This window comes from Kitasatospora sp. NPDC058032 (assembly GCF_042885845.1).
In the GTDB taxonomy this organism is placed as follows: domain Bacteria; phylum Actinomycetota; class Actinomycetes; order Streptomycetales; family Streptomycetaceae; genus Kitasatospora.
Genome location: NZ_JBHVRK010000023.1, coordinates 45,363 through 58,286 on the forward strand (window position 1 = coordinate 45,363; position 12,924 = coordinate 58,286).

Below are 12,924 nucleotides of genomic sequence, written 5' to 3' on the forward strand. Positions count from 1 at the left end.
GCACGGGGGGCCTGCCGACCACCCGGAGTCCTCGGGTGGAGCGGGGTACTGCGGTGGTGCGGTCACTGCGGTGGTGCGGGGTGGAGCGTTCCGGATGAGCGACGGGCCCGGGGGGAGTCGCTCGCCGCCCATCCGGAGATCGTGGGTCACCTCGTGTTGTCCGAGGTGATGTCGGGCCGGTCCGTGCGATCGGTCCTCGGCTGCCCCGGCGGGGCCGCCGTGGTCGCCGCGGGTGGTGCGGGCTGTGCGGTGGCGGCCTTCGACGGCCGGCCCGCGTTGCCGTTGCCGTTGCCGTTGCCGTTGCCGCCGCCGTTCGCGCCGGAACCCGAACTGTTGCCGGAGCCTTGGCCGTTGGAGCCCTGGCCGTTGCTCCCCTGGCCGTTGGAACCCTGGCCGTTGGAGCCCTGGCCGTTCGAGCCCTGGCCGTTGCCGCCCCCACCGTTCCCGGAGGTCGCGGCGCCGGACCGGGACGGTGTGGGACCGCCCTGCTGATCGCCGCCACCCGCGCCGGAGAGCAGCCGGGCGCAGTACTCCTCCACCTTGTCCACCCCGCCGGCCGCGGCGGCCAGCCCGCCGAACTGCGGATCGGTGACCAGTGTGTGCGGGCGCTCACCCTTGCCCGCCCGGTCGGAGAACGCCTTGCAGAGCGCCGCGTGGGCCGCCGGGTTCGACGGACCGCGTCCGTCCCCCGGCGTGGCGGCGGACGGCTGCGGCGTCGGCGGCCGGGTCGCCGGGGCGGACGGAGCGGCGGTGGCCGGACCGCCCGAGGGGCCGGACGAGGAACCGTCCGAGGGGGCGCCGGAGGTTCCACCGGTCGGAGCGGCCGTGAACGGCCCGGCCGACGGCGCAGCGGAGCGCGCCCCCGCCGTGGCCGTCGCGGTCGTCGCGGCCGACGTCACCGGAGCGACCGCGTGCCGCGGCTCGTCCGGTCCGCCGCCCAGGGCCGAGGGGAAGTTGCCCGTTCCGGCCGCGACCGCGACCCCGCCGAGCGCCGTGGCGCCGAGCATGACGACGGCGGCCTTCGTGCTGAAGGCCCTCGTCAGCGCGGCGGTTGCCATCGAACGTCTCCGGACGGGTGCGGGTGCGGCGGGTACTGCGGGGACAGGCGCGAGACGGGCCTCCCGGAACGCGGCCAGGGCCGCTTCCTCCCCGGCCAGTTCGCCCCGCGTCGCCGGCGCCGCGGCGGCGGCGAGCACCCGGGCGACCCGTTCTTCCGGCCCGTGCTCGGGCGGGAGGGTCCCCGTGTGCCCGGTGTTGCCGTCCGGGCCGGTGAGCGAGGCGTCCCGCCCGGCCGACGGGCCGGCCACGGCACCGGCGAGCAGTCGCTCGGCAGTGTCACGGTCGATCCGACGGGATCGGTTGGTGCTCATCTCATGTCCTTCAGCGTCGCGGCCCGGCGTTCTGTCACACCCTGTGGAGAATTTTTTTTCGCGGTCCTCCCCAGCCCCTTCCGGACGGCCCCGCTGCCGGTCGGCCCCCCGGCCGGACCGCCGGCCGGATCCCCGTCCCGGCCCGGCCGGACCGCCGGGATCCCCGGTCCGCCCGCGCCTGCCCCCGCGCCCGCGGGGAAGGACTGTTCCAGCAGCTTGGCGAGCCGCTTCAGTCCCCGGTGCGCGGCCATCCGGACGGTGCCGGAGCGCTTGCCGAGCACCTGGGCGGCGCTCTCCGCGTCCAGTTCCATCACCACCCGCAGCAGTACCGCCTCGGCCTGGTCCCGGGGCAGCCGGGAGATCAGCGCCAGCGCGTCCGAGGTGCCGACGGCGGCGAGCGCCGCGCCCGCCGTGTCGTCCCCGCCGGCCAGTTCGGCCAGGTACTCGAAGGGCAGGTCGGTGACCGGCCGGCGGCGGCGGGCCCGCAGGTGGTCCAGCGCCCGGTGCCGCGCGACGGTCGCCGCCCAGCCGCGGAAGCCGTCGCCGTCGCCGGTGAACGAGCCGAGGTCGCGGGCGATCTGCAGCCAGGTCTCGGAGGCGATGTCCTCGGCGTCCTGGGCGTCCTCGGGCCGGCCCCCGACCAGCACCCGCAGGTAACGGAGCAGACCCGGCTGGACACTCCGGAACAGCAGCCGGAAGGCCTCCTCGTCCCCGCCCTGCGCGGCCCGGACGGCTTCGGTCAGCTCGACGGGGGTGGTGGCCGCGCCCGTGGGCGGACCGGGTGGCGGGCCTGACGTCGGGACCGGTCCGGACCGGCCGACGGGGCTGTCGGTGCCCGCACCGGGGCGTTCTGCACTCTGCACCCGCCACATCATCCGCCATGCGGACGAACGGCCCGTTCCGGCGGGTCCCGACCGTCGCCCGCCGACGCACCGGTCGCCCGGGCGTCGTGACACGGGCCGCAAGCCAGCCCCCAAGAAACCTTCAGGTCGAAGGTCCCGAGAGCATCTGGCCTTCGTCTACGGCATTAGAACCGCCACATCACCTACGTTGTAGGTGAACGATCCATTCCGGCCGCTGCGCCGCCGCCCTCGCGCCCTCCCCCTTCCCCGCGCCCCGGGCATCGCCGGCCGCTCCCCCACCCCCAGGAACGCCATGACCTCCGCCGCCCACGAGCTCTTCGAGCGCGGCCTGCGCGACCACCTCGCGCCCGCCCTCCGCCGCCTGGGCCTCACCGGCTGGCGGCGGACCTTCAGCCTCCCCGACCCGACCCACTGGGCGCTGCTCGGCCTGGTCGAGCAGCGCACCGACGGCCGGCTGCGCTACACCTTCGACCTGAGCCTGGTCCACCGCGCCGACTGGACCGCCGCCGCCCTCCCCGGCCCGCGCCCGGACCCGCGCGCCGTCTACGGCATCGAGTCCTGGCGCACCCGGATCGGCGAACTGCTGCCGGTCGGCGAGGACGTCTGGTGGGAGGTGCTGCCCGGACCGCGCTGGCGGGTCACCCTGGACGACTCGGTGGCCGCCGTCCGGCACTACGGGCTGCCCGAGCTGCGCCGCCGGGCCGAACGGGAGCGCGGCGCCGCCACCGGCGAGACCTATCTCTCGGCCGCCGAGCTGGAACAGGTCAACACCGCGCTGCTGGCCGTCCCGGTGGCCCGTATCCAGCGCGCCGAGCTGGTCGACGGTGCGCTCGTCCTCACCGGCGCCTGGACCCGGGCGGACGCGCCCGCCCGCACGGTGCTGCGCGGCGTCGCCCACGGGTTCCTCTCCGCCGAGGAGGAGTCGGCCGGGGACGCGTCGACCGGGGACCGGCTCTTCGCCGTGGTGCGCTGCGTGGACACCCTCGGCCGACCGCTCTGGGACTTCGGCCACCCCTGACGCCGCACGGCGTTCGCCCTGCTCAACGGCACCGTCACGGTGCGCGCCGTGACAACTGTCATGCGGATCCGGCAACGCACGGCACTGCTGGGCGGGCGGCCCCGCTCGGAAGACTGGAGGCACGACGGAGCGGGCAGCGGCCCGCCGACCGAGCAGCCAGTCCGGGGAGGACCCACCATGAGCCAGATCTCCGCCACCGCCACCACCGGCAGCGCTCCCCACCCCCTCGGCAAGGCCCTCCGCCCGCTCGCCGTCGACATCGCCGGCCCGCTCGCCGGCTTCTACCTCCTCCACTCCGGCCTCGGTCTGAGCGAGTTCGCCGCCCTCGCCTGGAGCAGCGCCTTCCCGGTCGCCCGCACCGTGCTCGGCCTGGTCGGGGAGCGCACGCTCAACCGCTTCGCCGCCCTGATGCTCGGCGTCAACCTGGTCGGCCTGGCGCTCACCGCCGTCAGCGGCGACGCCCGACTGATGCTCGCCAAGGACTCCGTGCTCAGCGGCTTCATGGCGCTGGCGATCCTGGCCTCCGCGCCGACCGCCCGTCCGCTGATGTCCGCCGCGCTGCGCCCCTTCCTCACCAAGGGCGACCCGGCCCGCGACGACGCCTGGGACCGGCTCGCGACGGGCTCGCGCGCCTTCCGCCGCCACGAGCGGCTGTTCTCCGCCGTCTGGGGCGGCGCGCTGCTCGCCGAGTGCGCGGCCCGGGTGGTCGGCGCCTTCACGCTGCCGGTGGCCACCATGGCGTGGCTGTCGACCGTCCTGCTGGTCGCCGGGCTGGCCGCCGGCTCGGTGCTCGGCCGGGCCGCCGCCGAGCCGATGGCGAAGCTGGTCCGCGCCGAGGCCGCCGCCTGACCACCACCGCACCACCCCGCACCACCCTGCCCCACCCCGCACTGATCATCCGACCATCCCAGGAACCATCCGGCTCCACCGGAAGTCCACACATCACGAGGGGGTAACGGGACCCCCTCGTCGAGGAAACGGGGAACCGATGAGCCGGGCCGATGCGCAATCCACCACCACCGAGGACCGCACCCTGGTCTGGGACGGCTGCCTCAACGTCCGCGACCTGGGCGGACTGCGCACCACCACCGGCGCCCGCACCACCCGCGGCGCGATCGTCCGCGCCGACAACCTGGACCGGCTCACCGCCGAGGGCTGGGACGCCGTCCTCGACCACGGCGTGCGCACCGTCGTCGACCTGCGCGACATCACGGAGTACAAGCCGCTCCTGCCGCTGCCCGAGGGTGTCGAGCTGATCCGCGTCCCGCTGGACGAACTCGCCGGCCCCGCCTGGTGGAAGAGCTACGGCCACCTCGACGGCACCCCGCTGGCCCTGCGCCCCTACCTCGACCACTGCCCGCACGCCGCCGCCGAACTGATCACCACCATCGCCGGCGCCCGCCCCGGCGGCCTGGTCGTGCACTGCGGCGCCGGCCGCGACCGCACCGGCCTCGCCGCCCTCCTGCTGCTCGCCCTCGCGGACGTCACCCCCACCGAGATCGTCGCCGACTACCTCCTGAGCGCCCCCAACGTCCGCCCCCTCTACGGCATGCTCGGCCTCCCCGACCAGTACCACCGCATCGACGCCGTCCTCGCCGAGGCCGGCACCACCGCGGAGGCCGCCGTCGCCGCCACCCTCGCCGGCTTCGCGCCCACCCCCTACCTGCTGTCCGCCGGCGTCACCTCCGCCGACCTCACCGCCGTCCGCGGCCGCCTGCTGCCCTCCTGACGGACCGCCACCCGGAGCGGGAGGCCGATCGGTCCGGCCCTCCCGCCCCGGCGGCCGGTCCGCGCTCTGACAGACTCCGGTCGTGATCTTCCGTACCGCCACCCGCCGGGACCTGCCCGCCGTCATCGCCCTGCTCACCGACGAGGAGGGGGTGACCGATCCCGCCTCGGTCGAGGTCGACGAGACGTACGCCCGCGCCTTCGCCCAGGTGGACGCCGATCCGCGCAACGAGATGCTGGTGCTCGACGAGGGGGACGGCACGGTGGTCGGCTACCTCCAGGTGACGTACATCCCGGGGCTCGGGCGCGGCGGGGCGGAGCGGGCGCTGTTCGAGGGGGTCCGGGTGCGGGCGGACCGGCGCGGGGCCGGGCTGGGGCGGGAGTTGATGATCCGGGCGATCGAGCGGGCCCGGGCCCGCGGGTGCACGCTCGTCCAGCTCACCAGCAACAAGCGGCGGACCGGGGCGCACCGGTTCTACGGGTCGCTGGGCTTCGACCGCAGCCACGACGGGTTCAAGCTGACGCTCCGATAATCGTTCGCGGTCGGCCCGGTGAGCGCTCAATACTGCCGGGCATGGTGGACTTCTCCGACTTCGACACCCGCAACTACCCCACCGTGGACGTCCGGACCGGCTACGCCGGCTGGGTCGACACCTACGAGCAGACCGTCGAGGACGCGATGGACCTCGCCGTCCTCGACCGGCTCGCCCTGCCCGCCTGGCCGGAGGTCCGCCGGGCCGCCGACCTCGGCTGCGGCACCGGCCGGACCGGCGCCTGGCTGCGCGGCCGGGCCGTCGAGGGCCTGCTACTGGACGGTGTGGACCTCACGCCCGAGATGCTGGCCCGCGCCGAGGAGCGCGGTGCCCACGACACCCTCACCGAGGGGGACGTCGCCGCCACCGGACTCCCCGCCGGCGGCTACGACCTGGTGATCTCCTCACTGATCGACGAGCACCTGGCCGACCTCGGCCCGTACTACCGCGAGGCCTTCCGACTGGCCCGCCCGGGTGGGCGCTGCGTCCTGGTCGGGCTGCACCCGTACTTCATCATGGCGGCCGGCATGCCGACCCACTTCACCGGCGCGGACGGCTCGGACGTCGCCATCACCACCCACGTCCACCTGGTCTCCGACCACCTCACGGCCGGCCTGGCGGCGGGCTGGACGCTGGTCGAGATGCGGGAGGCGGTGGTGGACGAGGGATGGATCGCGCTCAAGCCGAAGTGGGAGAAGTACCGCAGCCGCCCGGTCTCGGCGGCCTACGTCTGGGAGAAGCGGTAGGGAGGCCGGCCACTCCGGCGTCAACCGATGGTTGACGATGGCGGATCGACAACCTAAGGTTGACGCTATGGAGAATCCGATCGTTCCCAAGACCACTCAGCTGCGCCTCGACGATCTGATCGACGCGATCAAGAAGCTCCACCCCGACGCGCTCGACCAGCTCTCCGACGCCGTCATCGCCGCCGACCACCTCGGCGAGCTCGCCGACCACCTCATCGGCCACTTCGTCGACCAGGCCCGGCGCTCCGGCGCCTCCTGGACCGACATCGGCCGCAGCATGGGCGTCAGCAAGCAGGCCGCCCAGAAGCGCTTCGTCCCCAAGGACCCGGCCACCCCCAACGACCTCGACCCGAGCCAGGGCTTCGGCCGGTTCACCGACCGGGCCCGGCACGTCGTGATGGCCTCGCAGGAGGAGGCCCGCCAGGCCGGCAACGCCGAGATCGGCGCCGAGCACCTGCTGCTCGGCCTGCTCGTCGAGCCCGACGGCCTGGGCGTGCGGGCGCTCGCCACCCAGGGCGTCACCCCCCAGGCGCTGCGCACGGCCGCCACCGCCGTGCTGCCGGCCCCGGACGCCGAGGTGCCGGCGCTCATCCCGTACGACGCCCGGGGCAAGAAGGCACTGGAGCTGACCTTCCGGGAGGCGCTGAAGCTCGGTCACAACTACGTGGGCACCGAGCACATCCTGCTCGCCCTGCTGGAGCTGGAGAACGGTGCCGGGGTGCTGAACGACCTCGGCGTCGAGAAGGCGGAGGTCGAGCGCGTCGTCGGCGAACTCCTCGCCGCCTTCATCGCGTCGAACGCGAACGACGACGAGGGCCAGGCCTGACCGGACCGTTCCGGGGCCGCGCGGGACGGGCGCGGCTCCGGGACGCCGTCGGTCGCTCAGAAACCCGACACATGGGTGGTGACGATCCGGACCCGCCCGTCCGACTGCGCCGCCAGGGCCGCGCGCAGCCGCAACGACCGTGCCGGCCCCAGTAGTTCGAGCGCTTCCTCGTCCTCGACCCAGCGATGGTCGTCGAGTTCGCCGGCCGGGACGGTCACGGGGGTACCGTCCGGGACGGCGCCGAAGTCGAAGAGGAAGTGCTCGGCCGGGTGGTCGAGTTCGTCCGACGGGTGGGTCCAGGAGATGGCCAGCAGCTCCCCGGCCTCCCGGACGATGCCGGTCTCCTCCAACAGCTCCCGAGCCGCGCACTCCGCGGGCCCCTCCCCCAGGTCGATCGTCCCGCCCGGGAACTGCCAGTGCTCCCGGTAGCCCGCCTTGACCAGCAGGATCCGCCCGGAGGCATCCCGCAGGACGCACCCCGCCGCCGCGTAGATCCGCGGCAGCGAGGCCAACCACTCTTCACGGGACTTCAACGGCTCGACCGGCACGGCTGGGCCTCCTGGGGGGCGGGGACACGATGCGTCCCACTCTGCCAGCCGGCGGAACGGTCAGCTCCGGGTGGCCATGTACTCGACCAGGCGGTCGAAGCTGGAGTTGTGGCCGGCCTCCGCCTCCGGGCCCAGGAACATCGCCGGGACGTTCTCCTGCTCCATGAGCACCTGGGTGCGGCCGTCGCCGAGGTCGCTCAGGGTGATCCGGCCGGTGAGGCCGACGCCCTCCTCGAAGAACTCCAGCATCTCGTCCTTGCGGATCGCGGTGAACCGGGCGCGCAGCGGGTAGCGGTCGCCGGTCGCCTCGATCACCATCGTGCTGTCGAAGCGTCCGCCGACCTCCGGCTCGATGGTCACGGTGTCCAGCGGGACGTGGGTGCCGACCGGGCCCCAGAAGCGGACGAACTGCGCGGGCTCGACGTACGCCCGGAAGACCTCGGCCGGGGTGGCGCGCAGCTCACGGACGATGGACAGGGTGCCGAGGTTCTCGGTCATGGTGGTGGTTCCTTCGGTTCGGAGGGAGCGCTGCTCGGTGCCGCGCTTTCACAGAGGTAGACCGGAGGCGCATCGGAAACTCATCGCTCTTCGGCGAACTTTTTTCGGGAATCTTCTCCGGCGGCCGATGAGGCCGGTCCGCCACACCGGTCTCATCTCCGTGGAGACCGAACCGAAGACCGAAGCAACGACCGAAACGACAACCGAAACGAAGGCATCCGCCGACCGGTCGCTGAGCTGCGACCTGGGCGCCCTGACCGCCCCCGACCTGTCCGTCGTCGACGCCCTGGCCCGGCTGCGGCTGGCCGCCGCCCGGCACGGCGTGCGACTCGTCCTGCGCAACGCCGGCGGCCCGCTGCGCGAACTGCTCGCGTTCAGCGGGCTGGCCGCCGTCCTCCTGGTCGAGGACGACGGCACGACGCTACTCCCCGGCCGCCAGCCGCGGCGGCAGGCCGAAGAGCGGGAACAGCACGTCGGTGTCGAGGAAGTTGGTGAGCCCGGTGATCCGGCCCGCTGACACCTCCAGCACGATCAGCGCCCACGGCTCGTGCCCGCCGTCCGGGCTCGGCCGGTACTGGCCGAACGCCGGGCCGCCGTTGGCCTGCGCCGCGACCAGCCGCGAGCCCCGGCAGCCGTGGCCCGGCCCGAGCATCCACTCCCTGAGGTCCGCGTGCCCGGTCAGCCAGAGCGCGAACGGCGGCATGTTCAGCGTGACGTCCTCGTGCAGCAGCGCCGCCAGGCCGTCCATGTCGTACGCCTCGAAGGCCGCGACGTACCGGGCCAGCAGGGCCCGGTGGTTCTCGTCCAGCGCCGGGGCCGGCCGGGCGGAAGCCGGATCGGCGGCCAGCGCCGCCCGGGCCCGCTGGAGCGCACTGTTCACCGAGGCGACGGTGACGCCGAGCAGCTCGGCGACCTCGTTGGCCCGCCAGCCGAGCACCTCGCGCAGGATCAGCACCGCCCGCTGCCGGGGTGCCAGCCGCTGGAGCGCGGCGACGAAGGCCAGCCGCACCGACTCGCGCTGCGCGGCCACCTCCGCCGGATCACCGCTCTCGGGCAGTACCCGGCCGTCCGGCGCCGGGCCGATCCAGGTGACCTCGGGCCGCTGGGCGTCGCTCGCGGTGGCCACCGTGGAGGGGCCCGCCAGGTCCATCGGCCGGGCCCGGGCGTTGCGGCCGTTCAGCGCGTCCAGACACACGTTGGTGGCGATCCGGTAGAGCCAGGAGCGCAGCGCCGCGCGGCCCTCGAAGCCCCGGTACCCGCGCCAGGCGCGGACCATGGTGTCCTGCACCGCGTCCTCGGCCTCGAAGACCGAGCCGAGCATGCGGTAGCAGTACCCGGTCAGCTCCGTCCGGTACCGCTCCAGCTGGAGCTCGACCGGCTCCTCCGTCATCAGCTCGGCCATCGCCCGCGCCCCCGCTCACCTGCTGTCCTCGATCGCCAGGAAAGGTACCGCAGACCACTGACAACGCCACCGCACGGCCCCGGTCGGCGTCCTGAACACGGATCAGGACACCGACCGGGGCGGGGGCGCTCAATGCGCGCTGTGCTTCTCGGCACCGCGGTGCCGGTGCCCCCGGAGTTCGGCGTGCTGCGCCGGCACGGAATGCGGAACGGCGGTCACCGCGTCCCGGCCGCCGTGCCGGAACGATTCGGCGCCCGCCGCCCCGGCCTCGGCTGCGGCCTGCGGGACGCCGGTGCGCAGCCGGGGCGGGAGCGTGTCCGGCACCGCCGCCATGCCCCGGCGCTCCAGCAGGTCCTGGGCGCCGCGGCGGAGCCTGGGAGAGCTTCCCGCTGTTCGTTCGGTCATCGTCGGCCTCCCTTCGGTGGCCGCCGGCCGGACGGAACCGACCGGAGGCCGCACGGGCGTTATGTCCCGATTGGTCGGGGATTACACCTCAACCCATGGCGGCCGGAACGTCAACCCGGTCATCCCGTCGGGCCGGTCACCCCATGAGCTCGTGGACGAAGCACCATCGCCAGTCCTCCCCCGGCTCGTAGGACCGGATCACCGGGTGGGAGCTGTTGTGGAAGTGCGCGGTGGCGTGCCGCTGCGGCGAGAAGTCGCAGCAGCCGATGTGGCCGCAGTCCAGGCAGAGCCGCAGGTGCACCCAGTCCCGGCGCCCCTGGGCCAGGCAGTCGGCGCAGCCGTCCACGGGCGGCAGCGGCGCGATGTCCCTGGGTGCGGCGGCGAGGTCTTCGCAGTCGCTCATGGAACGCACAGTAGTGACGCCGGGCCCGGCCCGCTCCCCGGGACACGTACCGGGAGGGCTCATGGGAGCATGCACCAGTGGCGGAAGTGACGGGGAACGCGACGATCAGCACGGCCGGCGGCACCGGGGACCCCCCGCCCCCGGGCATATCCGGCACCGGCCGGATCCGGCAGCCCGCGGCACTGATCCGGCTGCTCGCCGGCCTCGCCGTGACCGCCCTCACCCTGCTCGGCGCCGACTACGCCCGGGCCACCACCAACGGCCTCGCCGAGGACGTCGCCGCTCTCGCCGCACTGGTGCCGCACCCGCTGGGCGGCGTCGCCACCGGCTTCAGCACCGCCGCGCTGCTGCTCCTGCCCGGCCTCTCGGCCGTCTGCCGGTTGTTCGGCACCGCGGCGGACCGGCGGCGCGTCCTCCAGCAGCTCGCCGACGGCCTGCTGGCCGCCGTCCTCGCCTACGGTGCCTCGCTCGCCGTCGACCTGTGGATCGACGGGCGCGCGCCGTTCTCCCTGGTCTCCGCGCTCACCCGGCCGCTGCCCGGCGACCCGCTCGCCCGCACCGAACCGGTGTACGGCTACCTCGCCCCCGTCCTCGCCTTCCTCATCGCCTCCGCGGCCCGCGAACGACGGGTGCCGTGGGCCGTCCTCAGCCTCTCCGCGCTGGCCGGACTCGCCGGCGGGACCGCCACCCCGACCGCCCTGCTGCTGGGCCTGCTGATCGGCTGGACGGCCGCCCACGGCACCCGCTGGGCCGTCGGCACCCCGGACCCGCGGCCCCGGCCCGGCCGGCTCCTGCAGAGCCTGCGCGAGGCCGGACTGCGCCCGGCCGCCGCCACCCCGGCCGGCCCGGACCGCTACCTGGTCCGCCAGCAGGACGGCCGCCCCGAGCTGGACGTCCAGCTGCTCGACCGGCAGGCGGTCACCGCCGCCCTGATCCAGCGGGCCTGGCGGCGGCTGCGGCTGCGCACCGCCCCGCACCCGCGCGCCCTGCGCTCACTGCGCACCGGGCTGGAGCACGAGGCCCTGGTCTCCTACGCGGCGGTGGCCGCCGGGGTCCGCACCCACCGGATCGCCGCCACCGCCGAGCTCGGCCCGGACACCGCCCTGGTCGCCTACGAGCGGCTGCCCGGCCGCACCCTGGACGAGCTGGCCGACGAGGAGCTCACCGACGCGCTGCTCGCCGACGCCTGGGGCCAGCTGGCCCTGCTCCAGCGGCGGGCGATCGCGCACCGCGCGCTGGTGCCCTCCGCACTGCTGGTGGACGCGGCCGGCGCGGTGCACCTGGTGAACCTCGCGGACGGCGACATCGCGGCGAGCGAGCTGGTGCTGCGCTGCGACGTCGCCCAGTTGCTCACCACCCTCGCGCTGCGCACCGGGGCCGAGCGCTCGGTGCGCGCCGCGCTGGCGGTGCTCGGCCCGGACGCGGTCGCCGCCGCCCTGCCGCTGCTCCAGCCGATCGCGCTGACCCGCGGCACCCGGCTCGCCCTCAAACGGGCCGGACGGACCGCACCGGCCGCCCCGGACGGGCCGCCCGCACCGGTCACACCGCCCGCACCGCCCGAGCCCGACCTGCTGGAGCAGATCCGCACCGAGATCCTCCACAGCCGCCCGCAGGCCCCGGTCCGGCCGGTCCGGCTGGAGCGGCTGCGCCCCCGCACCGTGCTCGCCGTCGGCGGCGGCGTGGTGGCCGGCTGGCTGCTGATCCCGCAGTTCTTCGCCACCGAGCGGAACCCGCTCGTCGCCGTCGCCGACGCCGACCCGTTCTGGATCGTCCTCGCCCTGCTCGCCGCGGCCACCAGCCACGTCATGGGGGCGATGGGCTTCATCGGCTTCGTCCCCGAGCGGCTGGACTTCCGCAACGCCGTGCTGGCGCAGGTGGCCGGCTCCTTCGTGAAGCTGGTCTCCCCCGGCGGGGTCGGCGGGGTCGCCCTGAACACCCGCTTCCTCCAGCGGGCCGGCATCCCGACCGCCCAGGCGCTCTCCAGCGTCGGTGTCGGACAACTGCTCGGACTGGTGCTGCACCTGCTACAGGTCGGCGCCTTCGTCTACCTGACCGGCCTGGAGGCCGGCGGCTCCGAGCTGGAGATCCTGCCGTTCGTGGTCGGCGGCATCGCGGTGGCGGGCGCCCTGCTGGCCGCGGTGTCCGCCGTGCCGCCGGCCCGGCGCTGGCTGGTCGCCCGGCTGCGCCCGCTGACCGCCGAAGTAATGCCCCGGCTGGTGGAGCTGGCGCGCAACCCGGGGCGGCTGGCGGTCGGCTTCACCGGGCAGCTGCTGGTGTCGATCACGCTGATCGCCTGCCTGTACTGCTGTGCCCGGGCGGTCGGCTCGGAGCCGGGCTTCGCCGCGGTCGGCGTGGTGTTCCTGGTCGGCAACGCGGCGGGGAACGCCGCGCCGACCCCGGGCGGGGCCGGCTTCGTGGACGGCGCGCTGATCGCCGGCCTGCAGGCGGCCACCTCGATGGGCTATGACGGGGCCCTGGCCACCGTCACGCTCTTCCGGCTGCTCACCCTCCTGCTGCCGGTGCTCCCGGGCTGGGCGGCGTTCAGCTGGCTCCAGCGCCGCGGGGCGCTCTGACCCCGGCCGGC

Annotated in this window: 15 protein-coding genes; 8 read left to right on the forward strand and 7 right to left on the reverse strand. The window is 74.9% G+C overall.

Annotated elements, in window-relative coordinates; all coding sequences use genetic code 11:
* Positions 1–146: 146 nt before the first annotated feature.
* Together ACFVUH_RS29345 and ACFVUH_RS29350 are read right to left on the reverse strand one after the other, a co-directional pair.
* Positions 147–1,370 (reverse strand): hypothetical protein, encoded by a 1,224-nt coding sequence (locus ACFVUH_RS29345; RefSeq protein WP_387916320.1) that lies wholly within the window; start codon positions 1,368–1,370, stop codon positions 147–149.
* Positions 1,367–2,242: an RNA polymerase sigma factor gene (locus ACFVUH_RS29350; protein WP_387916380.1), complete on the reverse strand. Its 876-nt coding sequence runs from the start codon at positions 2,240–2,242 to the stop codon at positions 1,367–1,369. Before ACFVUH_RS29350 ends, ACFVUH_RS29345 begins: the two co-directional genes overlap by 4 nt.
* A gap of 283 nt (positions 2,243–2,525) precedes the next feature.
* On the opposite strand from ACFVUH_RS29350, the gene ACFVUH_RS29355 reads away from it, so the two are divergent.
* The 6 genes from ACFVUH_RS29355 (at position 2,526) to ACFVUH_RS29380 (ending at position 7,084) form a co-directional block, all read left to right on the forward strand.
* The gene (locus tag ACFVUH_RS29355) at positions 2,526–3,251 is read left to right on the forward strand and encodes a hypothetical protein (protein ID WP_387916321.1); all 726 of its coding nucleotides are present in this window, start codon (positions 2,526–2,528) and stop codon (positions 3,249–3,251) included.
* 177 nt (positions 3,252–3,428) lie between these two features.
* Entirely contained in the window at positions 3,429–4,100 is a 672-nt protein-coding gene (locus tag ACFVUH_RS29360; protein WP_387916322.1) for a VC0807 family protein, read from the forward strand.
* Positions 4,101–4,239: 139 nt separating this feature from the next.
* Positions 4,240–4,980 carry a tyrosine-protein phosphatase gene (locus tag ACFVUH_RS29365; RefSeq protein ID WP_387916324.1) on the forward strand — a complete coding sequence of 247 codons (741 nt, stop codon included), beginning with the start codon at positions 4,240–4,242 and terminating at the stop codon, positions 4,978–4,980.
* An 82-nt stretch (positions 4,981–5,062) separates the two neighbouring features.
* On the forward strand, positions 5,063–5,512 hold the full coding sequence (locus tag ACFVUH_RS29370) for a GNAT family N-acetyltransferase (protein WP_387916326.1): 450 nt from the start codon (positions 5,063–5,065) through the stop codon (positions 5,510–5,512).
* 41 nt (positions 5,513–5,553) lie between these two features.
* Positions 5,554–6,258: a class I SAM-dependent DNA methyltransferase gene (locus ACFVUH_RS29375; RefSeq protein ID WP_387916327.1), complete on the forward strand. Its 705-nt coding sequence runs from the start codon at positions 5,554–5,556 to the stop codon at positions 6,256–6,258.
* Between the two features lie 67 nt (positions 6,259–6,325).
* Positions 6,326–7,084, forward strand: coding sequence for a Clp protease N-terminal domain-containing protein (locus ACFVUH_RS29380; protein ID WP_355360029.1), 759 nt, complete (start codon positions 6,326–6,328; stop codon positions 7,082–7,084).
* Positions 7,085–7,140: 56 nt separating this feature from the next.
* On the opposite strand, the gene ACFVUH_RS29385 is transcribed toward ACFVUH_RS29380, so the two are convergent.
* Both ACFVUH_RS29385 and ACFVUH_RS29390 read right to left on the reverse strand, forming a co-directional pair.
* A complete protein-coding gene (locus tag ACFVUH_RS29385) occupies positions 7,141–7,632 on the reverse strand; it encodes an NUDIX hydrolase (RefSeq protein WP_355360032.1) in 492 nt (163 codons plus the stop codon).
* Between the two features lie 60 nt (positions 7,633–7,692).
* Positions 7,693–8,130 (reverse strand): SRPBCC domain-containing protein, encoded by a 438-nt coding sequence (locus ACFVUH_RS29390; protein WP_387916330.1) that lies wholly within the window; start codon positions 8,128–8,130, stop codon positions 7,693–7,695.
* Positions 8,131–8,290: 160 nt separating this feature from the next.
* On the opposite strand from ACFVUH_RS29390, the gene ACFVUH_RS29395 reads away from it, so the two are divergent.
* Positions 8,291–8,647, forward strand: a complete 357-nt coding sequence (locus ACFVUH_RS29395) for an STAS domain-containing protein (protein WP_387916331.1) — start codon at positions 8,291–8,293, stop codon at positions 8,645–8,647.
* Here ACFVUH_RS29395 and ACFVUH_RS29400 read toward each other — a convergent pair.
* From ACFVUH_RS29400 to ACFVUH_RS29410, 3 genes are all read right to left on the reverse strand, one after another.
* Entirely contained in the window at positions 8,552–9,532 is a 981-nt protein-coding gene (locus ACFVUH_RS29400; RefSeq protein ID WP_387916333.1) for a sigma-70 family RNA polymerase sigma factor, read from the reverse strand. The two genes, ACFVUH_RS29395 and ACFVUH_RS29400, sit on opposite strands and share 96 nt — an antisense overlap.
* A gap of 129 nt (positions 9,533–9,661) precedes the next feature.
* Positions 9,662–9,937 (reverse strand): hypothetical protein, encoded by a 276-nt coding sequence (locus ACFVUH_RS29405; RefSeq protein WP_355360044.1) that lies wholly within the window; start codon positions 9,935–9,937, stop codon positions 9,662–9,664.
* 136 nt (positions 9,938–10,073) lie between these two features.
* The gene (locus ACFVUH_RS29410; protein WP_355360047.1) at positions 10,074–10,340 is read right to left on the reverse strand and encodes a UBP-type zinc finger domain-containing protein; all 267 of its coding nucleotides are present in this window, start codon (positions 10,338–10,340) and stop codon (positions 10,074–10,076) included.
* A 77-nt stretch (positions 10,341–10,417) separates the two neighbouring features.
* Between ACFVUH_RS29410 and ACFVUH_RS29415 the strand changes: the two genes are divergently transcribed.
* Positions 10,418–12,913: a lysylphosphatidylglycerol synthase domain-containing protein gene (locus tag ACFVUH_RS29415; protein WP_387916335.1), complete on the forward strand. Its 2,496-nt coding sequence runs from the start codon at positions 10,418–10,420 to the stop codon at positions 12,911–12,913.
* Positions 12,914–12,924: the final 11 nt, after the last annotated feature.